The organism is Streptomyces syringium (assembly GCF_017876625.1).
GTDB classification, from domain to species: Bacteria; Actinomycetota; Actinomycetes; order Streptomycetales; family Streptomycetaceae; genus Streptomyces; species Streptomyces syringius.
In genome coordinates, this window is record NZ_JAGIOH010000001.1 from 5,846,789 (window position 1) to 5,873,741 (window position 26,953).

General features: G+C 72.7%; 21 protein-coding genes. 6 read left to right on the plus strand and 15 right to left on the minus strand.

Annotated elements, in window-relative coordinates:
* Window positions 1-92: 92 nt before the first annotated feature.
* The gene (locus JO379_RS26060) at window positions 93-905 is read right to left on the minus strand and encodes an inositol monophosphatase family protein (RefSeq protein ID WP_130881713.1); all 813 of its coding nucleotides are present in this window, start codon (window positions 903-905) and stop codon (window positions 93-95) included.
* A 222-nt stretch (window positions 906-1,127) separates the two neighbouring features.
* Between JO379_RS26060 and JO379_RS26065 the strand changes: the two genes are divergently transcribed.
* The 3 genes from JO379_RS26065 to JO379_RS26075 all read left to right on the plus strand — a co-directional run bounded on the left by JO379_RS26065 (window position 1,128) and on the right by JO379_RS26075 (window position 5,514).
* The gene (locus JO379_RS26065) at window positions 1,128-2,663 is read left to right on the plus strand and encodes an amino acid permease (protein ID WP_130881712.1); all 1,536 of its coding nucleotides are present in this window, start codon (window positions 1,128-1,130) and stop codon (window positions 2,661-2,663) included.
* Between the two features lie 95 nt (window positions 2,664-2,758).
* Window positions 2,759-4,264: a glycosyltransferase family 39 protein gene (locus JO379_RS26070; RefSeq protein ID WP_209517191.1), complete on the plus strand. Its 1,506-nt coding sequence runs from the start codon at window positions 2,759-2,761 to the stop codon at window positions 4,262-4,264.
* A gap of 158 nt (window positions 4,265-4,422) precedes the next feature.
* The gene (locus tag JO379_RS26075; protein WP_130881710.1) at window positions 4,423-5,514 is read left to right on the plus strand and encodes a PLL family lectin; all 1,092 of its coding nucleotides are present in this window, start codon (window positions 4,423-4,425) and stop codon (window positions 5,512-5,514) included.
* A 158-nt stretch (window positions 5,515-5,672) separates the two neighbouring features.
* Here the strand turns inward: JO379_RS26075 and JO379_RS26080 are convergent, their stop codons facing one another.
* The 5 genes from JO379_RS26080 to JO379_RS26100 form a co-directional block, all read right to left on the minus strand.
* On the minus strand, window positions 5,673-6,782 hold the full coding sequence (locus JO379_RS26080; RefSeq protein WP_130881709.1) for an NlpC/P60 family protein: 1,110 nt from the start codon (window positions 6,780-6,782) through the stop codon (window positions 5,673-5,675).
* A 77-nt stretch (window positions 6,783-6,859) separates the two neighbouring features.
* Window positions 6,860-7,342, minus strand: coding sequence for a poly-gamma-glutamate biosynthesis protein PgsC/CapC (locus tag JO379_RS26085; protein WP_130881708.1), 483 nt, complete (start codon window positions 7,340-7,342; stop codon window positions 6,860-6,862).
* Window positions 7,339-8,556: a poly-gamma-glutamate synthase PgsB gene (gene pgsB / locus JO379_RS26090; protein ID WP_209517193.1), complete on the minus strand. Its 1,218-nt coding sequence runs from the start codon at window positions 8,554-8,556 to the stop codon at window positions 7,339-7,341. Before pgsB ends, JO379_RS26085 begins: the two co-directional genes overlap by 4 nt.
* Window positions 8,557-8,561: 5 nt before the next feature.
* A complete protein-coding gene (locus JO379_RS33755; protein WP_281066621.1) occupies window positions 8,562-10,790 on the minus strand; it encodes a cache domain-containing protein in 2,229 nt (742 codons plus the stop codon).
* A gap of 197 nt (window positions 10,791-10,987) precedes the next feature.
* A complete protein-coding gene (locus tag JO379_RS26100; protein ID WP_307842140.1) occupies window positions 10,988-12,142 on the minus strand; it encodes a CapA family protein in 1,155 nt (384 codons plus the stop codon).
* 18 nt (window positions 12,143-12,160) lie between these two features.
* Here JO379_RS26100 and JO379_RS26105 point away from each other — a divergent pair, with 18 nt between their 5' ends.
* A complete protein-coding gene (locus JO379_RS26105) occupies window positions 12,161-13,162 on the plus strand; it encodes a hypothetical protein (RefSeq protein WP_209517194.1) in 1,002 nt (333 codons plus the stop codon).
* 303 nt (window positions 13,163-13,465) lie between these two features.
* Here the strand turns inward: JO379_RS26105 and JO379_RS26110 are convergent, their stop codons facing one another.
* From JO379_RS26110 to JO379_RS26130, 5 genes are all read right to left on the minus strand, one after another.
* Window positions 13,466-15,592 (minus strand): 3-hydroxyacyl-CoA dehydrogenase NAD-binding domain-containing protein, encoded by a 2,127-nt coding sequence (locus JO379_RS26110; protein ID WP_130881704.1) that lies wholly within the window; start codon window positions 15,590-15,592, stop codon window positions 13,466-13,468.
* Entirely contained in the window at window positions 15,589-16,809 is a 1,221-nt protein-coding gene (locus tag JO379_RS26115; RefSeq protein WP_130881703.1) for a thiolase family protein, read from the minus strand. The genes JO379_RS26110 and JO379_RS26115 overlap by 4 nt, the downstream gene beginning before the upstream one ends.
* Before the next feature lie 283 nt (window positions 16,810-17,092).
* Window positions 17,093-18,385 (minus strand): HRDC domain-containing protein, encoded by a 1,293-nt coding sequence (locus JO379_RS26120; RefSeq protein WP_130881702.1) that lies wholly within the window; start codon window positions 18,383-18,385, stop codon window positions 17,093-17,095.
* Between the two features lie 77 nt (window positions 18,386-18,462).
* Window positions 18,463-19,125 (minus strand): response regulator transcription factor, encoded by a 663-nt coding sequence (locus tag JO379_RS26125; protein WP_130881701.1) that lies wholly within the window; start codon window positions 19,123-19,125, stop codon window positions 18,463-18,465.
* A 163-nt stretch (window positions 19,126-19,288) separates the two neighbouring features.
* Window positions 19,289-19,945, minus strand: coding sequence for a DUF3000 domain-containing protein (locus JO379_RS26130; RefSeq protein WP_130881700.1), 657 nt, complete (start codon window positions 19,943-19,945; stop codon window positions 19,289-19,291).
* 90 nt (window positions 19,946-20,035) lie between these two features.
* Between JO379_RS26130 and hemE the strand changes: the two genes are divergently transcribed.
* On the plus strand, window positions 20,036-21,100 hold the full coding sequence (hemE, locus tag JO379_RS26135) for a uroporphyrinogen decarboxylase (RefSeq protein WP_209517197.1): 1,065 nt from the start codon (window positions 20,036-20,038) through the stop codon (window positions 21,098-21,100).
* Between the two features lie 127 nt (window positions 21,101-21,227).
* Here the strand turns inward: hemE and JO379_RS26140 are convergent, their stop codons facing one another.
* The 4 genes from JO379_RS26140 to JO379_RS26155 form a co-directional block, all read right to left on the minus strand.
* On the minus strand, window positions 21,228-22,628 hold the full coding sequence (locus JO379_RS26140) for an FAD-dependent oxidoreductase (protein WP_130881698.1): 1,401 nt from the start codon (window positions 22,626-22,628) through the stop codon (window positions 21,228-21,230).
* 46 nt (window positions 22,629-22,674) lie between these two features.
* Window positions 22,675-23,232, minus strand: coding sequence for a protocatechuate 3,4-dioxygenase subunit alpha (gene pcaG / locus JO379_RS26145; protein ID WP_209517199.1), 558 nt, complete (start codon window positions 23,230-23,232; stop codon window positions 22,675-22,677).
* Window positions 23,233-24,003 carry a protocatechuate 3,4-dioxygenase subunit beta gene (gene pcaH, locus JO379_RS26150; protein WP_209517201.1) on the minus strand — a complete coding sequence of 257 codons (771 nt, stop codon included), beginning with the start codon at window positions 24,001-24,003 and terminating at the stop codon, window positions 23,233-23,235. It abuts the gene before it with no gap.
* A gap of 94 nt (window positions 24,004-24,097) precedes the next feature.
* Entirely contained in the window at window positions 24,098-25,291 is a 1,194-nt protein-coding gene (locus tag JO379_RS26155) for a thiolase family protein (protein WP_130881695.1), read from the minus strand.
* 197 nt (window positions 25,292-25,488) lie between these two features.
* Here JO379_RS26155 and hemG point away from each other — a divergent pair, with 197 nt between their 5' ends.
* Complete coding sequence (gene hemG, locus JO379_RS26160; protein WP_209517203.1) at window positions 25,489-26,952, plus strand: protoporphyrinogen oxidase; 1,464 nt, start codon at window positions 25,489-25,491, stop codon at window positions 26,950-26,952.
* Window position 26,953: the final 1 nt, after the last annotated feature.

The following is a 26,953-nucleotide window of genomic DNA, read 5'->3' on the forward strand; positions in this document are numbered from 1 at the left end:
TACTGGTACCGGGAAGGGCCGGTCGGGTCACCCATTCGGGTGGATCCGACCGGCCCTTCGCCGTATCCGCGGCCTGACCGAACCGCCACGGTCTACGAGGTCACCGCACGGGCCTCGGCGCGGATCATCGACAACAGCAGCGCGTGCGTCCCGGCGTCCGCGGCCACGACGAGCCCACGGCCCGCCGGCCCGGTCGGAGCGCCGTCGACTCCGGTGACGACACAGCCGGCGGCCCGGCACAGAGCGATGCCGGCGGCGAAGTGCACACTCCCGGTCAGGTCACCGCCGTCGGTGACGTAGGCGGCGCGCTTGCCGGCCGCGACCCACGCCAGCGCCAGCGTCGTGGACACCACCCGCGGCCGGAACGTCGCGACGAAACCGGGGTGAGCGAGCAGGTCCACAGCGCGGAATCCGGGCGCGCTCGGAAACGGCGGGTCCAGATTCACGTCCACCAACCCATTGGCGGCCGTCGGCGCCAGCCGCGTGTCGCTCCCGTCGCGGCGGACCCAGGCGGTCGCACCGTCGGTGAAGAAGACCTCGCCGCTGAAGGGATCGGCCACCGCGGCCGGACCGTCGCGCAGGGCCACGTTGACGGCGACGAGCATGGTGCCGACGGCGTAGTTGAGCGTGCCGCACAAGGGGTCCACCCACCACTGGCGCACCGCGTCAGCCGCCCCCCGCTGCCCGCCCTCCTCGCCGTGCACCGCGTCGTCGGGCCGCGCCGCACGGATGACGTCGAGGATCGCCTCCTCGGCCGCCACATCCGCCTCCGTGGCGAAGTCCCCGGCACCCTTGTCGACGCGGGTGAGCCGCTGCCCGTACCTGGCCCGCACGGCCTCCGCGCCGGCCCGCGCCGCGGCTATCGCGACATCGACGTCGTCAAGACCCACTGTTGAGTTGATCATGGCGGGCAGAGTACCGGGACGGCGCGCCCACGCCCGTCCGACGAGCCGACGGGTTTTCACCTGTCCGAGTGGACCACTCGGCTCGTTCGCATAGGTGCCGTTGCGTCCTATCGGGTGAATCCTGGGAGCGGTGGCCGGGATGGCCCGGATCCGGCCCGGATCATCGCGGACACTCGCTCAGTTGCAGGGACGAGCGACGGTCGAGCAGGCGGAGGTGGGCTGATGAGCACAGTGCGACCCTCCCGGAACAGCCGCGGCAGGAGCGGCATCTTCCGGACCAAGACGGTGGAGCAGTCCATCCGGGACACCGAGGAGCCGGAGCACGCGCTCAAAAAGTCGTTGTCGGCCATCGACCTCACCGTCTTCGGTGTCGGTGTCGTCATCGGCACCGGCATCTTCGTTCTCACCGGCAAGGTCGCCAAGGAGAACGCGGGCCCCTCCGTGGCCCTCGCCTTCGTCCTCGCCGGTGTGGTGTGCGGGCTCGCGGCGCTCTGTTACGCCGAGTTCGCCTCCACCGTGCCGGTGGCCGGATCCGCGTACACCTTCTCCTACGCCTCGCTCGGCGAGCTGCCCGCGTGGATCATCGGCTGGGACCTCGTCCTGGAGCTGGCGCTGGGCTGCGCCGTGGTCGCCGTGGGCTGGTCCGGCTATGTCCGCTCACTGATGGACAACGCGGGCTGGCATCTGCCCGTCGGGCTGGAGGGCACCCATGAGGGCCGCTTCGGCTTCGACATCCTCGCCTGCGCGCTCGTGCTGGTCCTGACCGCGATCCTGGTCATCGGCATGAAGCTGTCCTCGCGGGTGACCGCCGTCGTGGTCGCCATCAAGGTCACCGTCGTCCTGCTCGTCATCATCGTGGGCGCCTTCTTCATCACCGGCTCCAACTACGACCCCTTCATCCCGGAGTCCGAGGGCACCGAGGCCGGCGGCGGTGTGAAGGCGCCACTGATCCAGGTGCTGTTCGGGTTCGCCCCGTCGAACTTCGGCGCCATGGGCATCTTCGCCGCCGCCGCGGTGGTCTTCTTCGCCTTCATCGGCTTCGACATCGTCGCCACCGCCGCCGAGGAGACCCGCAATCCGCAGCGTGACGTCCCGCGCGGCATCCTCGGCTCGCTCATCATCTGCACCGTGCTCTACGTGGCCGTGTCCATCGTCGTCACCGGTATGCAGAAGTACACCGATCTGTCCACGGACGCCCCGCTCGCCGATGCCTTCAAGGCCACCGGTCACCCCTTCTGGGCCGGACTGATCAGCTTCGGGGCGGCGGTCGGCCTCACCACCGTCTGCATGATCCTGCTGCTCGGCCAGAGCCGGGTGTTCTTCGCGATGAGCCGCGACGGGCTGCTGCCGAGGATCTTCTCGCGGGTCCACCCCAAGTTCGGCACGCCCTACCGCTCCACCATCCTGCTCGGTGTCGTCGTCGCGGTGCTCGCCGGCTTCACCTCGATCGACGTGCTGGCCGAACTGGTCAACATCGGCACCCTCTTCGCCTTCGTCGTCGTCGCGCTCGGTGTCATCATCCTGCGCCGCACCCGCCCCGACCTGCCGCGCTCCTTCCGGGTCCCGCTCGTCCCCTTCATCCCGGTGCTGTCCGTCGTGGCCTCCCTGTGGCTGATGCTCAATCTGACGGGGGAGACCTGGCTGCGGTTCGCGGCGTGGATGGTGCTCGGCGTCGTCGTCTACTTCGTCTACGGGCGGCGGCACAGCCGTCTCGGCAAGGCGGACGCCTCGGTTCCGCCGACCCCGCCGGCCGTGTAACGGGCCCGCGGCGAGACAGCTTGCGAGACATTTAGCGGGACACAGTCCCGTATGTCAGCTCTGAATGGGGCATACGGGGCTCTAGGTTGACGTGCATGTCAGTAGCACAGCGCGTCGCCGCCCCGGGCGCACGGTCCTACGGGCCGCCCACCGCGCCCGGGGCCGGCTGTTTCTGGCCCCGGCTGCTGCCGGTGCTGTGCGTCCTGGCCGTGACGACCCGCCTGCCGTCCTTCGCCCGGCCCCTGTGGAACCCCGACGAGGGCTTCCTCGCCACCGAGGCCCGGATGCTCGCCCGCGGCGCCGTCCTCTACAGCACCGTCGTCGACCGCAAACCGCCCCTGCTGCCCTGGCTGTACCAGCTGTGCTTCGGGCTCTTCGGCGACGGCTCACTGCTGCCCGTCAAGATCCTGGCGGTGCTGGCCCAGCTGCTGACGGCGCTCCTGCTCGCCTCGCTCGCCCGCCGCCGCTGGGGGGAGGGGGCCGGCCGCACGGCGGGCGTGCTGTATCTGCTGGTGTCCATCGGCCTCGACCCCGAGGACACGCAGGCCGCCGCCTTCGAGGTGTTCATGGTGCCGTGGACCGCGGCCGCCATGTGGTGCGCGGACCGTGGTCGTTGGGGGGCCGCCGGGCTCGCCGTCGCGGGTGCTGTGCTCACCAAGCAGACCGGGGGAGCGGTGCTGGCCCCCGTCCTTCTGCTGCTGTGCGCCCACCACCGGCGCGCGGCCGGCGGCTGTGCCCTGGCCCTCGGGCTCGTCCTGCCCGTCGCCGCCGTCGCCTGGCTCACCGGGCCCGCCCGGCTGCTGTTCTGGACGGTGACCGGCTCCGGCTCGTACGCGTCGGCGCAGGGGGTCCTCACGCTCGCGCTCAGCCGCGCCGCGTTCAACACGGGCGTCCTCTGCGTGGGTTGCGCCGGCCTGCTCGTCCCCATCGCGGCGCTGCTGCTGACCCGCCGCCGGGTCGCCCCGCCCGAGCTGTGGCTGTGGACGGCCGCCTCGGCCGTGGCCGTCACCACCGGCTTCCACTTCTTCGGCCACTACTACCTCCAGCTGCTGCCGCCGCTGACCCTGCTGGGCACCTCGGCGCTGTGCGCGCTGCCCCGCCCGGCGTCCGGGCCGGCCACCGCGCTATCCGTGCTGACCTGCGGATTGTTTCTGGTCTGGGGGCTCACCTCGCACGCGCCCGGCCTTCCGCACTCCCTGGAGGTGGCCGCCGCCGCCCGGGAGCGGACCGCGCCCACCGACCGGGTGCTGTTCTGGGGCATGCACCCCGAGCAGTACTGGTTCGCGGACCGGTGGCCCGCCGGGCACTGTCTGACCGCCGGGCTGCTGACCAACTACAGCGGCGGTCGCGGCCCTTCGCGCGTGGGCGAGGCGTACGGGGTACCGGGCACCTGGCCGGTCTTCCGGCGCGAGCTGCGTCTGCGCCCGCCCGCCCTCATCGTCGACGACTCGCGCGGCAAACCCTACGGGCCGTCCCGCATGCCCTCGCTGCGGGCGGTCCTGGACCGCCACTACGAGCGGGTGGCCGTCGTCGACGGCGCCGTTCTCTACGCCCGCCGGCCCGGCCCGCCGCGGCCGACGGCACCCGGGAGAGCCGCATAAACGGAAAAACGCACCCGATATTCGCGCACAACCGGAATGTTATTGTCGAGGGTCGACGAATGGGGTCCATGCGGTGCCGAATTGAGCCCGTTCCCCCTGAAACCAGGGGCCCCGACGCCGACTCCCCGGATGACGACCAGAGAGGCTGGCAGCGAGTCATGGCAGTGCGGACGGCCACCCCGACCACCGGCTGGCTGCTGCGGGGTGCGGACGGGCGGCTGACGGCCTACGCGCCGACCGCGGGCGGCCTCGCGCGCTGGACCGAGACCCGGCCCGGCGGGCCGGAGTGGACCGGTCCGGAGCTGCTGACCGTGCCGGGCCTGGAGCCGTACCTCTCCCTCACCCAGAGCGCCGCCGGCTACGTCTACCTCGTCGGCCTGCGACGGCGCGAGCTGGACGACGGCCGCACCGAGACCGACGTCGTCTACGCGACCCAGTTCCAGTCCGGCCGGGCGCTGACGCCCTGGCGCTCGATCGGCACGCCCTACGGCCAGGACGCGCAGCGGGCGGACCAGATCGGTGTCCCCACCGCGGTCGTCGACTCGGTCGGCCTGCACGTCTTCGTGCGCAACGCCGGCGACGGGGTGTGCGGACGGCGCCAGGACGGCCGGGGCATCTGGCAGGCCTGGACGGACATGAAGGGCAGCCACGTCCTCGACGAGCTGACGGCGGCCCGGACCGACGCCGGACGGATCGAACTCCTCGCCCCCGCCGCGGAGTTCGTGGTGCGCTGGCGGCAGGAGGAGGCCGGCGGCCCGCTGCGGCGGATCCTCAACCTCCCCGCGAAGCCCATGGCCGGCTCCTCCAGCTCGGCCCCCACCGGCGACGACCGGATCACCCACTTCTGGCGGGACGCGACGGACTCGGCGCTGCACGCCCACCGCTCCGAGGGCTCCGCGAGCACCGGCGGCGAGGAGGGCCTCGACACCCCCTGCCCCACCGTCTCCGGCGGCACCGGCTCCGGCCCGGTCGCGGCGCTGCGCGCCACCGTCGACGGCCACGGCTGCACGGTCCTGGCCCAGCGGGCCGCGTCCGGGCTGCCCGCCCTCGCCGCGTACCCCGCCGACGACGAGCAGGCGGACGTCTTCTGGTCCGAGACCGGTGAGGAGTGCGTGGGCGCGCCCGCGCTCGCCCTCGACGCCCACGGCCGGGTGGTGCTCGCCGCCCTCGGCACCGACGGCCGGCTGCGCGTCGCCCGTCAGCGGATGGACGAAGCCGGGTTGGCCCTGGGGGCCTGGGACCGGGTGTGAGGCCGTAGGCCTGGTCGGCCGGTCTTTCGCGGCGGCAGGCGCCCTGCGGTGTCCTGCCTGGCTGCGGGCCGTCTTGCCGCCTGCGGCGGCGGGCGCCCTGCGGGCGCGTCCTCAATCGCCGGACGGGCTCAAAATGAGCCCGTCCGGCGAACCGGCTCTCAGAGCCGCTTCGCGCTGCGCAGTCCCGCCGCGTAGTAGCCGTTGCCGTCCAGACGGGCGGTGCCGCCCTTGTCGCCGAACGTCGGGCCGTTGGCCTCTTCCCGGCTGGAGATGAAGCGGGGCTTGCCGTCGGTGTCCAGGCCCATGTACATGCCGACGTGGTCGAGCCGCTCGCCCGTGCGGCGGTCGACCTTGAAGAACACCAGGTCGCCCGGCTGGAGCCGGTCGATGTTGTCGGGGCGCTTGTCCCCCAGCTCGATCACCGGCACCCCCGGGGAGAGCCGGGCCATGCCGTTGGCGGTGCGCGGCAGGCCGTCGCCCTTGACGTCCTTGCTCATCAGCGGGTACCGCGCGCGGTACCCGAAGATCGTGCGGATGTAGCCCGAGCAGTCGATCGAGCGGAACCGCAGGGGCTCCGGGCGCTCCACCGTGCCGTCCCGGAAGGTGTAGGTGATGCCCAGGTAGTCGTTGAAGTCCGACTGCTCCAGACGCAGGTCCGCGCCTTCCGCGCCCTTCGGGTTCAGCGGGCCGAAGTGCGCGTCGCCCGTGTACGGCACGCCCTGCGCGTCCTTCTTCTGCGGGGCGCCGTCCAGGTACTCCATGGAGATGGCGAAGATGTCCGGTTCCTTGCTGCTCGCCATCTTGCCGAACCAGTCCTTGAACCAGGCGGCCTTCTCCGAGCCCTCCTTCCACGGCTGCGGCAGGAGGCGGATCCAGCTGTCCGTGGTCACCTTCGCCGAGGTGAACTTGGGCTCGGCGAAGGTCCGGCTGGGGCCGGTGAGGACCGCGGTGCGGGCGTTGTCCGTGAAGGTGGCCAGCACACCGCCGTCGCCGGAGCGCACGACCGTGCGCGCCGGGTTGGCCAGCCGCTCGAAGCGCTGCTCGCCGGAGGCGGGCTTGGCGCCGCCGGCCGCCGTGGTGGCCCCGGCTATGGACTCCACGGGCGGGGCCGTCTCGGGCTGCTTCTCGCGCAGCTCCACGGTCAGGTACGCGCTGGTGCCGAGCAGACCGAGCACGACCAGCGTGTGGACCACGTTCCTCGAACGCGGGCCCGCGGGCCCGCCCGTGGCGCTCGGGCCCTTCGTCTTACGTTCCTTCTTCCGGGACATGGATGCGCTCCGTGGGCTGCGTGTCGAAAGGGGCGGGAGAGTCTGGGGGAGGCGCCGGCGGCGGCGCCCCGGGCCGGTCAGGCCGTGGGCATGAAGCCGAGCAGGATTCCGGCGGTCAGGACGACGTAGTTGGCGAGCGAGACGGTTCCGGTGGCCAGCAGCGTCGCGCCGCGCGGCTGGCGGACCAGCTGGTAGGCGATCAGGCCGGGGACGATGAAGCCGAGGGTCTGGTTGGCGTACATCAGCGGGAACTGCTGCTGGAGGATGACGTACAAGGTCGCCTGGAGCACCACGCCGGTCAGCACGACGGCTGCGAACAGCCGCTTGCCGTAGAGGATCACATAGCGCTGGAGCAGCAGCGTGGACAGGTAGGTCAGGACGGTGATGCCGACCACCATGGCCGCGCGCTGGAGGTCCTCGACCAGGGTGAGCGCCAGCCAGCCGGGGGTGATCATGCCGCCGGGGGAGAGGTTGGTCGTGAGGTAGCAGACCAGCGAGAACAGCAGCCCGAGGGCGATCCCGATGGCGGCGATCTCCGGAGTGAGGACGGCGGGGATCAACGGAATTCTCCTGTGCTCTGCGTCTGCGAGGGTTCGTCTGCGGGCAGTTCTGCCAGCCGCTCCAGGAGCAGCTCGCCCTGGCCGTGGATGTTGCCGATGGCGATCAGCGAGGCGCCCGGGCCCAGCCGGCCGAGGATCTCGGAGGTGAGCTCGCCGGGGTCGCGGCGGTCGCCGCCGAGGTCGACGACACGGTCGCGCCACTCGGCGGGAATCGCGTCGGCGGCGCTCTTGGTGGGGTGGCCGATGAGGAAGACCGAGTCCGGGGCCAGCCGGGGGATGATCTCGCCCATCTGCCCGTTGCGCTCCACACGGTCGGGGCGGCAGTTGATCAGGACGTGCAGCGGCCGCTCGATGGCGCCGAGGCTGAGCAGCTGCTCGACGTTCATCAGCGTCGACTCGGGGTCGTTGGCCGCGAAGATGTTGGCGAAGCGGAACGGCATGCCCTCGGGGGTGAGGTAGCGCTCCACGGACAGCACACCGGGGTCCGGCGGCGCGTCGTACATGCCCTGCAGGGCGGTGGCGCGCTCGACGCCGAGCAGCTCGGCGACGGCCAGCGCGATGGCGACGTTCTCCTTGAAGGTGAACCAGCTGAAGCCGCGCAGCTCCGCGTCGGTGACCGTCTCCGGGTCCACCGCGATCAGCCGGCAGTTCCGCTTGTCGGCCTCCTCCTGGAGGATGTGCAGCCGGTCGACCTCGGCCGTCACGCAGATGCCGTTGTGCGGCATGGAGCGGCTGAGCGAGCGGGCCACGTCGTCCAGGGTCGGGCCCATCTCGGCGAGGTGGTCCTCACGGACGTTGCACAGCACACCGATCGTGGAGCGGATCAGCTTGGTCTGGTTGACCTCCTGGAGCGCCGGCATGACGGCCATGCACTCGATCACCAGGGCGTGCGGGCGGTACGCGGCGGCGCGCCGCACGATGCCGATCTGCTCGACGACGTTGGCGATGCCGAACTTGCGGTAGACCGGCTCCTCGGTGGCGTCCGGGTGGATGAAGCGGGCGGCGGTGCCGGTGGTCTTGGCGACCGTGACCAGATCACCGCCGCGCAGCGCGCCCGCGCACAGCCGGGTGATGGAGCTCTTGCCGCGGATGCCGTTGATGAGCACCCGGGTGGGGATGAGCTCCAGGTTGGTGTAGTGGCGGCGCTGTTCGATCACCCCGGCGATCAGCACGATGGCGCAGCAGATCACGAGAACCGTGTAGAGGAAGAGCACGGCGGTCAGTTCCTTCCGGCCGGCTTGGCCGCCGCCCCGGTGGCGGGGCGCAGCTGCTGGCGGATGAGTTCCAGGTTCCGTACGACCGCGCCGACCTCGTCGTGGTGCTGGGGGAACAGGACGGTCTTCCGGTCACCGCCGGCCAGCGCCTCGGCCTGGTCGGCGAGGTTGCGCAGGGGGCGGATGACGATGATGTGCAGCCAGCCCAGGCAGGCCACGGCCGCGGTCACGCCGAGCAGTCCGGCGAGCATGGTGTGCCGCTCGGCCGTGTACTCGGGCAGCTCCAGCCAGGCGGCGGGCTGGGCACTGATGACCTGCCAGTCCAGTCCCTTCGTCGCGCCGTTGTCGCCGAAGGGCGCGGCGGCGGCGATGGAGGAGTTCCGCGAGCGGTGCAGGATGGCGGTGCCGTCGGAGTCGCGGCGGGCGGAGACGGCCAGGTCGTTGAGGTGACGGCCGGGCAGCTTGGCGAAGGCGCGGTAGCCGTGCGCCCGGTCGGCCGCGATGATCCGGTGCTTCTTGTCGACCAGCCAGACCTGGCCGAGGCCGGGCCGGGTGACCAGGGAGATCAGGAACTGGGTGTCGTACTCGCCGACCACCGTGCGGCCGTTGCCGCCGGGCACCGCCGCGTAGGCCGCGACGGCCGGCTCCTTGCCGGAGGTGTTCAGCTGGACGACGGAGTCCGGGTGCGGCTTCTTCCCGCCCGGGTGCCGGGGGGAGTCACCGGCCCGGGAGAGGACCTTGCCGTCGCCGTCGAGGACGTAGACCGAGCGGTAGCGGCTGTGCTCGCGCAGGGTCGTCTCCAGGACGTTCTTGTCCGCACCGTCCTTGCCGCCGCCCGCGCCGACGATCTGCGCGACCGAGGCCACGTCGGCCCAGCCCTCGTTGAGCGCCTTGCGCACCCGGTCGGCGGCGGTGTCGGTGCGGCGGCGCTGGTCCTCGACGAGCTGCTGGGGCACGGTCACGGTGCTGCCGGCCCGGTTGAGCAGGAACAGCAGCGGCGCCGACCAGGCGAGCAGGACCGCGGCGCACACGATGACGGTGCCGCGCGTGCCGAAGCCGCCGCGGGCCCGGCCGGTGCGGGTGGGACGGCCGCCGAGGCGCTGCTTGCGCAGGCTCTCCAGGGCGGCGCCGATGCGGGCCGGCTCCCGGCCCCGGAACTGGCGTACCGGGCGGTCCAGCTCGCCACGGCTGAGCCGGCGGCTCTCCAGGTAGAGCTGGAGCAGGGGGCGTTGGACGGTCCGCAGCAGCACCCAGCCCACCACGAGGGCCAGGGCGAGCAGGATGCCCGCCGCCGCCAGCCCGAAGGCCTGGGTGCGCACCGCCGAGATGTCCTCGGTCACCTCGACCGAGGTGATCACCGACAGACCGAGGGCGCCCGCGGCGCTGGTCTCGCCGGGGGCGCGGCCGGCCGCCGCGTAGCCCACGGCTGTGCGCTCCTCGCCGCGCTTGCCGCCGCCCATCAGGTGGCCGCTGGCGCCGGGGTGGCCACCGGGCTCGGGGGTCTTGGCCGAGTCGTCGGCCGCGGTCTTGCGGGCCTTCTGGGCCCAGGACTTACGGGCGACCGACGGGCCGTCGCTGGCCAGGACGGTACCGGCGGAGTCGACGACGAGAAGGGTGCGGTCCTCGCCGGAGGAGATGCCGGGGACGTTCAGGGTGCCGGAGGCGACGAGCAGTCGCGGCCGGTCGCCGCCGCGCAGGGCCGCCACGACGAGCATCCGGGTCTCGCCGGACCGCAGCTTCACCAGCCGCGGCCCCAGACCGAACGCCGTCTTGCCGTCCTTGTCGTCGCCCTTGGCGTCCGGGATGCTGCCCTTGAGGACGGTGGCGAGCGGGATGTTCTCACCGCGCGCCGCCAGCAGGGTGCCGCCCACGGGGTCGATGACCGCGGTGCCGCGCCACTTGTTGTAGACCTTGCCGAGCTTGTCCAGGACCGTGTCGGCCGGTACCGGCTCGGGGCCGGTGAACAGGGCGGCGGCGCGCTGGAGGTCCGTCGCGCTCTCGTCGAGCGAGGCGCGCAGCGAGAGGGCGCCGTCCTCGGCCACGTGCTGCTGGGAGGTCAGGACCGCCGCGTCGAGGCTCGCCCGGTCACGGTCGCCGAGGACCAGTGCCGTCGCCCCGGCCACCGCCAGCAACAGGCCCAGCAGGGCGGCTATCGGCGGGCGGGCGCCGCCCAGCAGCGGCATGTCCGCCCGGCGGCGGGCCTTGCGTCGACGTGAGCCGCGCGAAGCGGACAACGGTATTCCTCTCGTCACGGCACAGGACATGCCGGGACCACGAGATACCTGTCACTGTCCGTCGCACTGCGTATATGTACGGTGAAGCGTTCGGATTCTAAGCAAGATTCGAACGCTTTACCAAAACCGTAAGTGTCGACGCAATGCCCAAGCGCGTCAATGGGATCTTGATCACGCTGCCGGCGCACCGGCTCTGGTCAGGGCTTTTCCTGAACGGCGAGGGGCTGCAGCCCGTCCTTCTCGCCGCCCCGGTTCAGCACGATCCCGCGCGTCCGCTCGTATGCCGTCCGATAGCGCGCCTTCTGGTCGTCCGACAGCCCCTTGCCGCCGTCCTTCAGGGCCGCCGCGACGTCCACCACCCGGATCTTCGGCTCCAGCTCCACCAGCGTCGGCACGTACCGGGCGTCCGTCACCGACCACTTGCCGTTGTTCCGGGTGAAGGTGAAGCGGCCCATCGCGCCCTCCTCGGTGATGCCGAGCGGCTTGGCGTGCCGGGCCACCTGATTGCCCAGGCCGTACGCGACCCACCTGCCGCGCACCTTCTCGAAGGGCTGCACGACGTGCGCGTGGTGACCGATGACCAGGTCGATCCCGGTCTTCTTGGCTATCAGCTCGGCCTGGCGCAGCTGGCTCTTGCTGGCCTCGTTGTGCCCCTCGCGGCCCCAGTGGATGCTGGCGAAGACGACCTCCGCGCCCGCGGCGCGGGCGGCCTTCTCGTCCTTGGCCATCCGCTTCACGTCCACGGCGTTGACCAGCCACGGCTTGTCCTTCGGCACGGTCGTGTCGTTGAAGCCGTAGGAGTAGGACAGCTGCGCGACCTTCACCCCCTTGACGTCCATGACGAGAGGGGTGGCCGCCTCCTTGGCGTCGCGCGCCGAGCCGGTGTGCTTGATCCCCGCCTTGTCCAGCGTGTCCAGGGTCCGCTTCACGGCCTCCGGGCCGTGGTCGAGCGTGTGGTTGGACGCCGTCGAGCAGGTGTCGTAGCCGATGTCCTTCAGGGTGGCCGCGATCTGCGGCGGCACGCTGAACTTCCGGTAGCCGAGGAACGGGCCCTTGGGGTCCGCCATGACGGTCTCCATGTGGCAGACCGCGAGATCCGCCTGGCTCACCACCGGCTTGATCCCGGCCATCACGGCGCTGAAGTCGGGCCCCTGACCGCCCTTGTCCTTCGCGTCCTTGTTCGCCTGGTCGGTGATCTCCGGGTGAATGAGAATGTCACCGCCCGCGGCCAGCGTGAAGGAAGCGTCACCGGCCGGTGCGGCGTCCTCGCGGGTGTAGAGGTAGCCTGCGGTCGAGGCTCCGACGACGGCCGTGGCGGCCAGGACGAGGGCGATACGGCGAGAGCGCTTCACCGGGGTATTTTTACCAACATGAGGCTCAAGCCGGAAATCACCAGCGCCGTGACGGCATCCGCGCTGCTCGGCGCGGTGGCGCTGATCGGGCTGACCGGCTGCTCGAGCACATCGAAGTCCCCCCGCCCGCACCAGGGCGGCCGGCCCGTCGAATCCGCCGAACCCGGCGGCTCCGTCGACCTCAGGCAGTGGATCACGGGCTTCACCGACCGCATCACACAGAGCGGCGGCTACCGCGTCCCCACCGCGAACGAGCGCCACGCGATAGCCGACGGCGTCCGGCTCGTCCTCGACGGGAAGCAGCCGGAGGCCGAACGCTCGCTGTCCGCCGTCGGCTACACCCTGCGCACCCTCGTCGACCGCGACGGCGGCATGGAGGTCGCGGAGATCGCCGACGCCACCAAGGACGGCGAGGCCCGGCGCGGCTGGGGCCGGGTCTATGTGGACCTGCGCGGCCCGGCCCGCTGGTCGGTCCAGGTCCCGCACCCGACCGCCGACCAGCGCACCGAACAGCTCGGCATCGGCCTGCTGCGCAGTTCCCCCGGCGGCGTGCTCGTCCTCGCCGGCGCGCACCGCAACGCCGGGGCGGACGGCGACGAGCGGGAGGAAGAGGACGCGGCGGACGTCGCCCACCGCTCGGACTCGGTCTTCGCCGCCGTCTCCGACACCCTCGCCGACCGCCGGCTGCCCGCCATCCAGGTGCACGGCTTCGCCGACAGCAGCTCTCCCGGCAACGACGTCGTCGTCTCGCCCGGCAAGGGCGACGCGGGACTGCCCGCCGCCCGCCGGCTGTCCAACGCGCTGCGCAAGCTGCGCCTGCACACGTGCGAGGTGTGGCAGCGCGACTGCGGCCGGCTGGAGGGCCGCACCAACGTCGAGGGCGACCACGCGGACGCGGTCGACGTCCCCTTCCTGCACGTCGAGCACAGCCGCCGGGTACGCGACGACGACCGGCTCCTCGCCCAGGCGGTCCGGGCCATGACCGAGGTCACCAAGCGCTGGAGCACGGGCCGCCGGTGACAGGGCCTGTCCCGGCGGATGTTCGGGGATCAGCGACGGCGTCGGGGCACCTCCCGGCGGTAGCCGGGGGAGCGTCGCAAGGCGGAGGGTCGCCCTCGTGCCGGGCATGCCCGGGTGACTTTCGACAACGCGGCGAGCGCGCGTGCCGGGAGTCGGGAGCCCGCGACATCCGCCGGACAGGCCCGAGCACCGGCCGCCGGTAACGCCGAAGCGCCGGACGGGCTGACCAGCCCGTCCGGCGCTCAAGAACTCAGCTCGGCGGATCCGGGGCCCTCAAGGCCCCTTCACCACCCATCCGGCGCGTTACGCCGGAACGCTCGCCACACCCTGCGGCAGGAACCGCCGGCCGGCGGCCCGCTCGGAGACGCCCTCACGGTCCAGGTACGGGGTGATGCCGCCCAGGTGGAAGGGCCAGCCCGCGCCGGTGATCAGGCACAGGTCGATGTCCTGCGCCTCGGCGACGACGCCCTCGTCCAGCATGAGGCCGATCTCCTGCGCCACGGCGTCCAGCACCCGGTCGCGCACCTGCTCCTCGGTCAGGACGACATCGCCCTGCTTCAGCAGCGCCGCGACCTCGGGGTCCAGCTCCGGCTTGCCGGAGTCGTAGACGTAGAAGCCGCGCTTGCCGGCCTTGACCACGGCGGCCAGGTTCGGCGAGACGGTGAACCGGTCCGGGAAGGCGCGGTTCAGGGTCTCGGAGACGTGCAGACCGATGGCCGGGCCGACCAGCTCCAGGAGCACCAGCGGGGACATCGGCAGCCCGAGCGGCTCGACGGCCTTCTCGGCGGTGGCCACCGGGGTGCCCTCGTCGATGACGTTCTGGATCTCGCCCATGAAGCGGGTGAGGATGCGGTTGACGACGAACGCCGGGGCGTCCTTCACCAGCACCGCGGTCTTCTTCAGCTTCTTGGCCACGCCGAAGGCGGTGGCCAGCGACGCGTCGTCGGTCTGCTCGCCGCGGACGATCTCCAGCAGCGGGAGGATCGCGACCGGGTTGAAGAAGTGGAAGCCCACGACCCGCTCGGGGTTCTTGAGCTTCGACGCCATCTCGGAGACCGACAGCGAGGAGGTGTTGGTGGCCAGGATCGCGTGGGCCGGAACGACCGCCTCGACCTCGGCGAACACCTGCTGCTTGACGCCCATCTCCTCGAAGACGGCCTCGATGACGAAGTCCGCGTCGCCGAAGGCGGCGGCCTTGTCGAGCGAGCCGGAGACCAGGCCCTTGAGGCGGTTGGCCTTGTCCTGGTTGACGCGGCCCTTGAGCAGCAGTTTGTCGATCTCGCCGTGGACGTAGCCCACGCCCTTGTCGACGCGCTCCTGGTCGATGTCGGTCAGCACGACCGGCACCTCGAGGCGGCGCGCGAAGAGCAGCGCGAGCTGAGAGGCCATCAGGCCGGCGCCGACGACGCCCACCTTGGTGACCGGGCGGGCCAGCGACTTGTCCGGGGCACCCGCCGGGCGCTTGGCGCGCTTCTGCACCAGGTTGAAGGCGTAGATGCCGCCGCGCAGCTCGCCACCCATGATCAGGTCGGCCAGCGCCTGGTCCTCGGCGTCGAAGCCGGCGCGCAGGTCGCCGTTCTTCGCCGCGGCGATGATCTCCAGCGCGCGGTACGCGGCCGGGGCCGCGCCGTGCACCTTGGAGTCGGCGATGGCCTTGCCGCGGGCGACGGCCTGGTCCCAGGCCTCACCGCGGTCGATCTCGGCCCGGACGACCTCGGTGTCGCCCTTGAGGACCGAAGCGGTCCACAGCAGCGACTGCTCCAGGAAGTCCGCACCCTCGAACAGGGCGTCCGCGATGCCGAGGTCGAAGACCTGCTTGCCGCGCAGCTGCTTGTTCTGGTTGAGCGAGTTCTCGATGATCACCGAGACCGCGCGGTCCGCGCCGATCAGGTTCGGCAGCAGCGCGCAGCCGCCCCAGCCGGGGACCAGACCGAGGAAGACCTCGGGCAGCGAGAAGGCGGGGATCGCCTTGGAGACCGTGCGGTACGTGCAGTGCAGACCGACCTCGACGCCGCCGCCCATCGCGGCACCGTTGTAGTACGCGAAGGTCGGCACGGCCAGCTGCGACAGTCGCTTGAAGACGTCGTGGCCGCCCTTACCGATGGCCAGCGCGTCCTCGTGGCGCTTCAGCAGCTCGACGCCCTTGAGGTCGGCGCCGACCGCGAAGATGAACGGCTTGCCGGTCAGACCGGCACCGACGATCTCGCCGGCCGCGGCCTCCGCCTCGAGCTGGTCGATCGCCGCGTTCAGGTTCGTGAGCGACTGCGGACCGAAGGTGGTCGGCTTGGTGTGGTCCAGGCCGTTGTCCAGCGTGACGAGCGCGAAGCGCCCGGCACCGAAGGGCAGGTCGAGGTGGCGCACGTGCGCCTGGGTCACGACCTCGCCCGGGAACAGCTCGGCCGCGCCCTTCAGGAGTTCAGTGGTGCTCACTTGTTGCCTCCGTCGAAGTGCGGGTTCTCCCAGATGACCGTTCCGCCCATGCCGAAGCCGACACACATGGTCGTGAGGCCGTAGCGGACGTGCGGCTGCTCCTCGAACTGCCGCGCCAGCTGCGTCATCAGGCGCACGCCCGACGAGGCCAGCGGGTGGCCGAAGGCGATCGCGCCGCCGTACTGGTTGACGCGCGGGTCGTCGTCCGCGATGCCGTAGTGGTCCAGGAGCGAGAGCACCTGCACCGCGAAGGCCTCGTTGACCTCGAAGAGACCGATGTCGTCGATCGTCAGGCCCGCCTTGGCGAGGGCCTTCTCGGTCGCCGGGACCGGGCCGATGCCCATGACCTCGGGCTCGACGCCCGCGAAGGCGTAGCTCACCAGGCGCATCTTGACCGGCAGGCCCAGCTCGCGCGCCACGTCCTCGGCGGCGATCAGCGAGGCGGTGGCGCCATCGTTGAGACCGGCGGCGTTGCCCGCGGTGACCCGGCCGTGCGGGCGGAAGGGGGTCTTGAGACCCGCAAGGTTCGCCAGCGTGGTGCCCGGGCGCATCGGCTCGTCGGCGGTGGCCAGGCCCCAACCGGTCTCGCCGGCCTCCGCGTTGGTGCGGCGGACGGAGATCGGTACCAGGTCGGCCTGGATCTTGCCGTCGGCGTACGCCTTCGCGGCCTTCTCCTGGCTGCGGACCGCGTACTCGTCGGCGCGCTGCTTGGTGATGTGCGGCAGCCGGTCGTGCAGGTTCTCGGCGGTCATGCCCATGAAGAGGGCGGACTCGTCGACCAGCTTCTCCGACACGAAGCGCGGGTTCGGGTCCACGCCCTCGCCCATGGGGTGACGGCCCATGTGCTCGACGCCGCCCGCGACGGCGATGTCGTACGCACCGAAGGAGAGCCCGCCGGCCACGGCGGTCACGGCGGTCATCGCACCGGCGCACATGCGGTCGATGGAGTAGCCGGGCACGGACTGCGGGAGGCCCGCGAGGATGCCGGCGGTGCGGCCGAGGGTCAGGCCCTGGTCGCCGATCTGCGTCGTCGCGGCGAGGGCGACCTCGTCGATACGGGCCGGGTCCAGGCCGGGGTTGCGGCGCAGCAGCTCCCGGATGCACTTGACGACCATGTCGTCGGCGCGGGTCTCGTGGTAGATGCCCTTCGGGCCCGCCTTGCCGAACGGGGTGCGGACGCCGTCGACGAAAACGACGTCCCTAGCGGTACGAGGCACGTTGGCTCTCCTCCAGATGCGGGATCGCTGCGCGCGGGCACGCCGGTACGGCTCCGCCGCGGTGCGGGCTGACACCGTCATGCTACTTGCGGGTAACCATGCTGCCCAGTCCCCCGGGCGGGAGCGTCGAAGGTCACATTCCGTGGGGCGTGCCCTGCGGCGGGCGCAGGGGGTACGGGCCCGTGCGAAAGGGCCCCTGCCCTGCCGAAATGGCAGGGCAGGGGCCCTTCGACTGCGGGTGGTCCGTGCCGCCTGCGGCGGCGGGCGCCCTGCGGGCGCGTCCTCAATCGCCGGACGGGCTGGTTGTGGCTGAGCTCAGCGCCGTCACCAGGACCGGGGTCACCTGTTCGATCTGCCAGGGGCGGGCGCCGTGGGCGGTGAGGATCTCGGCCACGGCCTCCGGCGTCGGCTCCTTCGGGGGCTCCCAGCACAGCCGGCGGACCGTGTCCGGAGTGATCAGGTTCTCCTGCGGCATCGTCAACCGCTCGGCCAGGGCCGAGACCGCCGCGCGGGCCGTCGACAGCCGCGCCGCGGCGACCGGGTCCTTGTCCGCCCACGCGCGCGGCGGCGGCGGGCCCGTCAGGGGCTGGCCGGGCTGCGGCAGTTCCGCGTCGGGGATCGCCTTGGCGCGGTCGACGGCGGCCTGCCACTGCTCGAGCTGCTTGCGGCTCATGCGGTGGCCGAAGCCGGTCAGGGCCGCGAGCGCGTGGGCGTTCGCCGGCACGTTGAGGGCGGCCTCGATGATCGCGGCGTCGCTGAGCACCTTGCCCGGCGAGACGTCGCGGCGCTGTGCCACCTGGTCGCGCGCGGTCCACAGCTCACGGACCACGGCCATCTGCCGGCGCCTGCGCACCTTGTGCATGCCGGACGTGCGGCGCCAGGGGTCCTTGCGGGGCGGGGCGGGCGGGGCCGCGGCGATGGCCGCGAACTCCTGGCGGGCCCACTCCAGCTTGCCCTGCCGGTCCAGCTCCTCCTCCAGCGCGTCGCGCAGGTCCACGAGCAGCTCGACGTCGAGCGCCGCGTAGCGCAGCCACGGGTCGGGCAGCGGGCGGGTGGACCAGTCGACGGCGGAGTGGCCCTTCTCCAGGGCGTAGCCGAGGACGTTCTCGACCATCGCACCGAGCCCGACACGCGCGAACCCCGCGAGCCGTCCCGCGAGCTCCGTGTCGAAGAGCCGCGACGGCGTCATCCCTATCTCGCGCAGACAGGGCAGGTCCTGGGTGGCGGCGTGCAGCACCCACTCGGCGTCGGCGACGGCCTCGCCGAGGGAGGAGAGGTCGGGGCAGCCGACCGGGTCGATCAGTGCGGAGCCGGCGCCCTCACGGCGCAGCTGTACGAGGTAGGCGCGCTGGCCGTAGCGGTAGCCGGAGGCGCGCTCGGCGTCGACGGCGACGGGCCCCGTGCCTGCTGCGAACGCCGCGACGACCTCGGCCAGGGCATCGTTGTCAGCGACGACCGGCGGGATGCCTTCGCGTGGTTCCAGCAAGGGGATCGGCGCCGAATCGACGTCGTCCGGGGGAGCGCCCCCGGTGGTTCGCAGTGTCGTGTCTTCTGCGGTCTCTTGGGCGTCGGTCACCGGTCAAGGGTATCTGTGTATGGCAAGCGCCCGTCGACGGAACGTTCCGCCGACGGGCGTGGTGCGTTTTCGCGGGGTCAGTGGATGATGCCGGTGCGCAGCGCGACGGCCACCATTCCGGCCCGGTCGCCGGTGCCGAGCTTGCGTGCGATGCGGGCGAGGTGGCTCTTGACGGTGAGGGCGGACAGGCCCATCGAGACGCCGATCGCCTTGTTGGACTGGCCTTCCGCCACCAGGCGCAGGACCTCGACCTCGCGGCCGGACAGCTCGCGGTAGCCGCCGGGGTGGCCGGGCGCGCCCGGCGGGCGGCGGTGCATCCGGGCCGCGGCGGCGGAGCCGATGGGGGCGGCACCGGGGCGGCCGGGAAGGCCGAGGTTGGTGCGGGTGCCGGTGACGACGTAACCCTTGACGCCGCCCGCGAGGGCGTTGCGCACGGCGCCGATGTCGTCCGCGGCGGACAGGGCGAGGCCGTTGGGCCAGCCCGCCGCGCGGGTCTCGGAGAGCAGGGTGAGGCCGGACCCGTCGGGGAGGTGGACGTCGGCCACGCAGATGTCGCGCGGGCTGCCGACCCGGGGGCGGGCTTCCGCGATGGACGAGGCCTCGATCACATCCCGCACGCCCAGGGCCCACAGATGACGGGTGACGGTGGAACGGACGCGGGGGTCGGCGACGACGACCATGGCCGTCGGCTTGGTCGGTCGATAGGCGAGGCTCGCAGGTTGCTCGAGGAGAACGGACACCAGGCCTCCAGGGGGAGTGGCGGTGACGGTGCCGACTTGGGGCTAAGCCGGGGCGATCCGTATGGGAAGGGTCACAAGCCTCTTCGGCACCCAACCGTCCCGGCTTTAGGGAATGATCACGAATTGATGAGTAACAATTCGGGCAATTCGGACGGCTGACCGATCAACGACTCTGCGGACCGCGCCGCTGCGGAAGCGTCACGACCCCCGCGTCCGGCGGCCCGCCCGGCGGCAGTCCCGCGATCTGACAGAGCAGATCGCACCAGGCCGCGAGGTGCGCCGCGGTGTCCGGCGCCTGCGGCACGCCCCCCGGGCCGCTGGTGTCCGTCGGCGACCACGACGCCCGGATCTCGATCCGCGTCGACGGCTCCCGCTCCGCGAGCCCGCCGAAGTAGTGCGACCCGGCCCGGGTCACCGTGCCGCTCGGCGCGCCGTACGGCACCCGGCGGGCCTCCAGCGCGCCCGTCAGCCAGGACCAGCAGACCTCCGGCAGCAGCGGGTCCGCGGCCATCTCCGGCTCCAGATCGGCGTGCACGAGCGTCACCATCCGGAACGTACCGCCCCAGGCGTCGTGCCCCGCCGGATCGTGCAGCAGGATCAGCCGCCCGTCCGCCAGCTCCTCGTCGTCCACGACGACGGCCGCCTCCAGCGCGTACGAGAAGGGGGCCAGCCGCTGGGGCGGCGGGGTGGCGTCGAGTTCGATCTCCGGCCGCAGGCGCACTCCTTGCAGCCCGGCGACCGCCTGCCGGAAGACGGACGGGGAGCCCTCCCCGCCCGCGTCGTCCGGACCGTCCGAGAGGTGTCCCTGCGCCGCAGCCATGCCCGGAAGACTAGGCGGAAGAGGCCGCTCTTCCGGGTAGGACACCCACACGGGCGGGTCACTCGTTCGGCCCGTGCGAAGATTTGGGGCATGAGTGAGCGCAGCCAGCTTCAGACCGGCCGCACCGCGGCGCACGACTCGGCGTTCCTGCGGGCGTGCCGACGCGAACCCGTACCCCATACCCCGGTCTGGTTCATGCGGCAGGCGGGACGCTCCCTTCCCGAGTACCGCAAGGTCCGTGAGGGCACCGCCATGCTGGAGTCCTGCATGCGCCCCGACCTCGTCACCGAGATCACCCTCCAGCCCGTGCGCCGCCACAACGTCGACGCCGCGATCTTCTTCAGCGACATCGTCGTCCCGCTCAAGGCCATCGGCATCGACCTCGACATCAAGCCCGGCGTCGGCCCGGTCGTGGCCCAGCCGATCCGCAGCCGCGCCGACCTCGACCGGCTGCGCCCGCTCGACGCGGACGACGTGCCGTACGTGACCGAGGCCATCGGCATGCTCACCGCCGAGCTGGGCACCACCCCGCTCATCGGCTTCGCCGGCGCCCCCTTCACCCTGGCCAGCTACCTCGTCGAGGGCGGCCCGTCGCGCAACCACGAGCACACCAAGGCGCTCATGTACGGCGACCCGGAGCTGTGGGCCGACCTCCTCGACCGCCTCGCGGACATCACCGCCGCCTTCCTGAAGGTGCAGATCGAGGCGGGCGCCTCGGCCGTGCAGCTCTTCGACTCCTGGGTCGGCGCCCTGGCCCCGGCCGACTACCGCCGCTCCGTCATGCCCGCCTCGGCCAAGGTCTTCGACGCCGTCGCCGGCTACGGCGTGCCGCGCATCCACTTCGGCGTCGGCACGGGCGAGCTGCTCGGCCTCATGGGCGAGGCCGGTGCGGACGTCGTCGGCGTCGACTGGCGCATCCCCATGGACGAGGCCGCGCGCCGCGTCGGCCCCGGCAAGGCGCTCCAGGGCAACCTCGACCCGGCCGTCCTCTTCGCCGGCCACGAGGCCGTCGAGACCAAGGCCCGCGAGGTCCTGGACGCGGCGGAGAAGCTGGAGGGCCACGTCTTCAACCTCGGCCACGGCGTGCTGCCCACCACCGACCCGGACGCGCTGACCCGCCTGGTCGCCTACGTCCACGAGCAGACGGCCCGCTAGGGCCTTGCCGGCCGGTCCCGGTCGGCGTCTGACCCGCCGTTTCGTCCTCAATCGCCGGACGGGCTTGATTCGGCTGAGCTCAGCCGCCAAGCCCGTCCGGCGTTTTGAGGACGCGCCCGCAGGGCGCTCACTGCCGCAGGCAGGCCGCGGCGGCCTTGCGCGCCGCGACGAGAACCGGGTCCCACACCGGGGAGAACGGCGGGGCGTAGCCCAGGTCCAGCGCCGTCATCTGCTCCACCGTCATACGGGCCGTCAGGGCCACCGCCGCGACGTCCACCCGCTTGGCCGCGCCCTCCCGGCCGACGATCTGGACGCCGAGCAGCCTGCCCGTGCGGCGCTCGGCGAGCATCTTCACCGTCATCGGGCGCGCGCCCGGGTAGTACCCGGCGCGGCTCGTCGACTCCACGGTGACGGTCACGAACTGCAGCCCCGCCGCCGTGGCCTGGGCCTCCAGCAGGCCCGTACGGGCGATCTCCAGGTCGCACACCTTGCTCACGGCCGTGCCGACCACGCCCGGGAACGTGGCGTAGCCGCCGCCGATGTTCGAGCCGATCACCTGACCGTGCTTGTTGGCGTGCGTGCCCAGCGCGATGTGCCGGGTACGGCCGGCCACCAGGTCCCAGACCTCCACGCAGTCGCCTCCGGCCCAGATGTTCCCGTGGCCGCGCACCCGCATCGCCTGATCCGTCAGCAGTCCGCCCGACTCGCCGAGCGGCAGCCCCGCCGCCTCGGCCAGCGATGTCTCGGGGCGTACCCCCAGCCCCAGCACCACCACCTCGGCCGGGAACCGCCGCTCCCCGGCGACGACCGCCGTGACCGCACCGTCCGGGGCGTCGGGGCCTGCCGGGCCGGTGACGATCGAGGTGACCTCGGTCCCCGTCACCACCTCGATGCCCATGCCGGACATCGCCTCCCGGACCAGGGCGCCCATGTCCGGATCCAGCGTGGCCATCGGCTGCTCGGCACGCTCGATGACCGTCACCTCGAAGCCGCGCAGACTGAGCGCCTCCGCCATCTCCACCCCGATGTACCCGGCGCCGATCACGACCGCGCGGCGCGGGCCCGCCGGGTCGAGCTTCGCCAGCCCGTCGATCAGTGCCCGGCCGTCGTCCAGGGTCTGCACCCCGTACACCCCGCGCGCGTCGATGCCCTCGATCGGCGGCCGGACCGGGCGGGCGCCCGTGGCCAGAACCAGCCGGTCGTAGCCGTGCCAGCGCTCCGTGCCCGATTCCAGATCACGCGCCCGCACCCGCTGCCCGGCCACGTCCAGCTCCGTCACCTCCGTACGCGTCCGCAGATCGATGCCGCGCCGGCGGTGCTCCTCGGGGGCGCGGGCGATGAGCGCGTCCGGCCCGTCGACCACACCACCCGCCCAGTAGGGGATGCCGCACGCCGAGTACGAGGTGAAGTGCCCCCGCTCGAACGCCGTGATCTCCAGTTCGTCCGGGCCCTTGAGCCTGCGCGCCTGCGAGGCCGCGGACATGCCCGCCGCGTCCCCTCCGACGATCACCAGTCGCGTCGCCGCCATCGCGTTCCCGTCCTCTCGCCGTCCGTCCGGTCCGTCACGCCCCAAGCTACGGGGGACCGGGCCGTCCGCCCCGGCCGGGGAAAGCGAGGAAGACCGTTTCGGCGCCGCCCCGGAGCCGGATGTCGAAGCGGTACGTGCGGTGGCCACCCGCCTCCGGCGTGGCCAGCAACGTGGCGCGCCGGGCGGGCGGCAGGGCGTCGATCAGCGGGTCGTGCTCGGGGAAGGCCAGGTAGACACGGGTGAACAGATGACGCGTCAGGCCCGGTGCGAGGAGACACACCGCGAGATAGGGCGCCTCGCCGGGCGGCAGGGTGCGCAGCGCGTAATGGCCGTCTTCGCGGGTGACGACCCGCGCGAAACCCGTGAAGACGGCACCGTCGCGCCGCAGACTGCCGGGCGCGCCCACGAGCGAACCGTCCGGGGCGGCCTGCCAGAACTCCAGCAGCGCCTCCGGCACGGGTGCCCCGTCGCCGTCGCGGACGCAGCCGTGCACGGTGATCGTGTCCGGGTGTCCGACGGGGGCCGCCTCCCCGCCGCCGGGGAAGGGCAGGGCGGTGCCGTGGAAGGGGCCGATGGTCTGCGCGGGGGTGGCGGGCAGGGACATTCAGCGGCCCTCCTCGGCCCAGGTGGCGGCCGGCCCGTCCAGGACGACGTCCCAGCGGTAGCCCAGGGACAGCCCGGGTTCGTTCAGCCCGGGGTCGTAGGCGGCGACCAGACGCCGGCGGGCGGTCGCGTCGCGGACGGAGGTCCAGATCGAGTCGTAGGGCAGCAGCGGGTCCCCGGGGAAGTACATCTGGGTGACCAGACGCTGGGTGAACGCGGTACCGAAGAGGGAGAAATGCAGATGGGAGGGGCGCCAGGCGTTGTGACGGGTGACGTCGGGATAGGCGCCGGGCCGGATGGTGGTGAAGCGGTAGCGGCCGTCGTCGTCGGTGAGGCACCGGCCCGCACCCGTGAAGTTCGCATCGAGCGGCGCGGCGTGCCGGTCCATCCGGTGCACATAGCGGCCGGCGGCGTTGGCCTGCCACAGCTCCACCAACTGGCCGCGCACCGGGCGCCCCCGGCCGTCCAGGACCCGTCCGCCGACGGTGATCCGCTCACCCAGCGGCTCCCCGTGGTGCCCGGTCGTCAGATCGGCGTCGAGCGGGCTCACATCGGCCGCGCCGAAGACGGGCGCGCGCAGTTCGACGGCGTCGGGATCGAGGACGAGCGGGACGGGCCGCTGCCGGGGGTGCCGCTCGGGACGGCCGCGGTACGGCGGGACGGAGCCCGCCGCCTCGCCGGCCGCGATCCCGGCGCAGTCCTCAGCGAAGTCCTCGGTCACGTCCTCGACGTCACGGCCGGTGCCCTGGGCTAACGGTTCGGTGGTTGCCATGGCCGAGGACCTACCCCGGCGCGCGGGCCGTTGATCCCCGCGCGCCCGACTCCCGGTGATTCCCGGCCGGTTCGCCGACGCCGCGTCCGCCGGTTCAGCGTTCGAGGACCAGCGCCTGCCCCTGCCCGACACCGATGCACAGCGCCGCCAGCCCCGTGCCGGAGCCCGCCGCCGCCAGCTGGTGGGCGACCGACCCCGCCAGCCGGGCGCCGGAGCAGCCCAGCGGGTGGCCGATCGCGATCGCGCCGCCCCGGGCGTTGACGACACCGGGGTCCAGTTCCGGCCATTCCGCGAAGCAGCCCAACGCCTGGGCGGCGAAGGCCTCATTGAGCTCGAAGTGGGTCACGTCGCCGAAGCCACGGCCCGCCTTGGCCAGCGCCCGCCGTACCGCCTCGACGGGACCGAGGCCGAACAGATCCGGCTCGATGCCCGTGACGGCCGAGGCCCGTACCCGGGCCAGCGGCTCACGGCCGGTCAGCCGCAGCCCCTCCTCGTCCACGAGCAGCAGCGCGGCGGCACCGTCGTTCAGCGGCGAGGAGTTGCCCGCGGTGACCGTCCCGCCCTCCGTACGGAAGACCGGCTTCAGCCGCGCCAGCGCCTCGGGGGAGGTGGCATCGCGGATGGTCTCGTCCCGCGGCAGTCCGACGCCGGGCAGCGGCACCACCTCGGCGTCGTACGCGCCCTCCTTCCACGCCCGCGCCGCCTTCTCGTGACTGGCGAGCGCGAACGCGTCCTGCTGCTCCCGGGTGATGCCGTGCCGGTCCGCGATCAGTTCGGCACCCTCCCCGAGCGAGGTCGTCCACCGCGGCTCCATGGCCGGGTTGGTCATCCGCCAGCCGAGGGTGGTCGAGTACATCCGCTGGTCGCCGGCCGGGAAGGCCCGCTCGGGCTTGGGCAGCACCCAGGGGGCGCGGCTCATCGACTCGACGCCGCCCGCGATCACCACCGACGCGTCGCCGAGGGCGATGGCGCGGTACGCCTGCACGACCGCCTCCAGACCGGAGGCGCACAGCCGGTTGACGGTCGCGCCGGGCACGGTCACCGGCAGCCCCGCGAGCAGCACGGCCATCCGCGCGACGTTGCGGTTCTCCTCCCCGGCGCCGTTGGCGTTGCCGAGGACGACGTCGTCGATCCTGGCCGGATCGAGGCCGGGAGCCCGCTGGACGAGGGCCCGGACGACGTGTGCGGCGAGGTCGTCGGGGCGGACGGCGGCGAGGGCGCCGCCGTACTTGCCGACGGGGGTGCGGACGGCGTCGACGATGTAGACGTCGCGGATGCGGTCGTTCATGGCTTCTCCATCAGCGGTCGGGCGGTCGGCGGTCGACGTCTTGTCCACGCGCGCCACCGCACGTGTTCGCCCGGTGAACGCCCGTTCATGATCGGCCGGTGACGAGTCTCGGCGGGCCGCCGGGCCCTGTCAATGGACGTGCGCGCGGGCCCCGGGGGTCCCCGGGGAGGTGCGGCGGGGTCTGAGAGAGTGGGCCCATGAGCGCAGTGGACACGCGTACGAACCATGTGGTCGTCATCGGTGGCGGGATCTCGGGGCTGGCGGCGGCCCACCGGCTGTCGCGGGGCGGCGCGAGGGTCACGGTCCTGGAGGCGTCGGGCCGGCTCGGCGGCAAGCTCCTGGCGGGCGAGATCGCGGGCGTGCCGGTGGACCTCGGGGCCGAGTCGATGCTGGCGCGGCGGCCGGAGGCCGTCGACCTGGCCCGCGCGGTCGGCCTCGCCGACCGGCTCCAGCCGCCGGCCGCCACCACGGCGGCGCTGTGGACGCGCGGCGGCCTGCGGCCCATGCCCAAGGGCCATCTGATGGGCGTGCCCGGAGTGCTCGCCCCGCTGGCCGCCTCCGGGGTGCTCTCCGACGAGGGCCTCGCCCGGATCGCCCGGGACGAGGAGCTGCCGCACACGGAGACCGGTGAGGACGTCGCCGTCGGTGCCTACGTGGCGGAGCGGATGGGCCGCGAGGTCGTGGACCGGCTGGTCGAGCCGCTCCTGGGCGGCGTCTACGCGGGCGACGCCTACCGGATCTCGATGCGGGCGGCCGTCCCGAAGCTCTTCGAGGCGGCGCGCACCCACCGCTCGCTGGCCGAAGGCGTACGGGCCGTCCAGGCGCAGGCCGCCCGGGAGGCCGGCGACGACGGAGAGGCGCGGGCCGGGGCCGGCGCGGACCGGCCGGTCTTCATGGGCATCGCCGGTGGCATCGGGCGGCTGCCCCTCGCCGTCGCGGACGCCGTGCGCGCGGCCGGCGGGGAGATCCGTCCCGACACGCCGGTGGTGGCGGTGCGGCGCGAGGCCGACGGCTGGCGGATCGAGCTGGAGGCGGGGACGCTCACGGCGGACGCCGTCGTCCTCGCCACCCCCACGCACGAAGCGGCCCGCCTGTTGGGGTCGGTGTGCCGGCCGGCCGCCACCGAGCTGGCCGCCGTCGAGTACGCCTCCATGGCCCTGGTCACCCTGGCCTTCCGCCGCCCGGCAGTGGAAGGGCTCGCGCACGGCAGCGGCTTCCTCGTGCCGCCCGTCGACGGCCGCAAGATCAAGGCGTCCACCTTCTCCAGCAACAAGTGGCAGTGGAACGCGGACGCCGACCCGGATCTCTTCGTCCTGCGTACCTCGATCGGGCGGTTCGGTGACGAGGAGGATCTGGAGCGCGAGGACTCCGAGCTGGTATCGATGTCGCTCAAGGACCTCGGGGACGCGGTGGGCCTTGCGGCGACCCCCGTCGACACCCGTGTCACCCGCTGGCACGGCGGGCTGCCGCAGTACCCGGTGGGACATCTGGACCGGGTCGCCCGTATCCGCGAGCACGTCGCGGGCCTGCCGGGCCTGCGGGTCTGTGGCGCCGCCTACGACGGTGTGGGCATCCCGGCCTGCGTCTCCAGTGGTCACCGGGCCGCCGACGAGGTGCTGCGGACCCTGGCGGCGGGCGCCGAAGGCCGCGGGGGAGAATAGG

What these genes read in the sequence shown, in the direction of transcription:
- JO379_RS26130 (WP_130881700.1), bottom strand. Translation starts at nt 19,945, where the DNA reads ATGGCTGCGGCGCAGGGACACCTCTCGGACGGTCCGGACGACGCGGGC.
- JO379_RS26060 (WP_130881713.1), bottom strand. Translation starts at nt 905, where the DNA reads ATGATCAACTCAACAGTGGGTCTTGACGACGTCGATGTCGCGATAGCC.
- JO379_RS26065 (WP_130881712.1), top strand. Translation starts at nt 1,128, where the DNA reads ATGAGCACAGTGCGACCCTCCCGGAACAGCCGCGGCAGGAGCGGCATC.
- JO379_RS26070 (WP_209517191.1), top strand. Translation starts at nt 2,759, where the DNA reads ATGTCAGTAGCACAGCGCGTCGCCGCCCCGGGCGCACGGTCCTACGGG.
- JO379_RS26140 (WP_130881698.1), bottom strand. Translation starts at nt 22,628, where the DNA reads ATGGCGGCGACGCGACTGGTGATCGTCGGAGGGGACGCGGCGGGCATG.
- pcaH (WP_209517201.1), bottom strand. Translation starts at nt 24,003, where the DNA reads ATGGCAACCACCGAACCGTTAGCCCAGGGCACCGGCCGTGACGTCGAG.
- hemG (WP_209517203.1), top strand. Translation starts at nt 25,489, where the DNA reads ATGAGCGCAGTGGACACGCGTACGAACCATGTGGTCGTCATCGGTGGC.
- JO379_RS26155 (WP_130881695.1), bottom strand. Translation starts at nt 25,291, where the DNA reads ATGAACGACCGCATCCGCGACGTCTACATCGTCGACGCCGTCCGCACC.
- JO379_RS26105 (WP_209517194.1), top strand. Translation starts at nt 12,161, where the DNA reads ATGAGGCTCAAGCCGGAAATCACCAGCGCCGTGACGGCATCCGCGCTG.
- pcaG (WP_209517199.1), bottom strand. Translation starts at nt 23,232, where the DNA reads ATGTCCCTGCCCGCCACCCCCGCGCAGACCATCGGCCCCTTCCACGGC.
- hemE (WP_209517197.1), top strand. Translation starts at nt 20,036, where the DNA reads ATGAGTGAGCGCAGCCAGCTTCAGACCGGCCGCACCGCGGCGCACGAC.
- JO379_RS26075 (WP_130881710.1), top strand. Translation starts at nt 4,423, where the DNA reads ATGGCAGTGCGGACGGCCACCCCGACCACCGGCTGGCTGCTGCGGGGT.
- JO379_RS26080 (WP_130881709.1), bottom strand. Translation starts at nt 6,782, where the DNA reads ATGTCCCGGAAGAAGGAACGTAAGACGAAGGGCCCGAGCGCCACGGGC.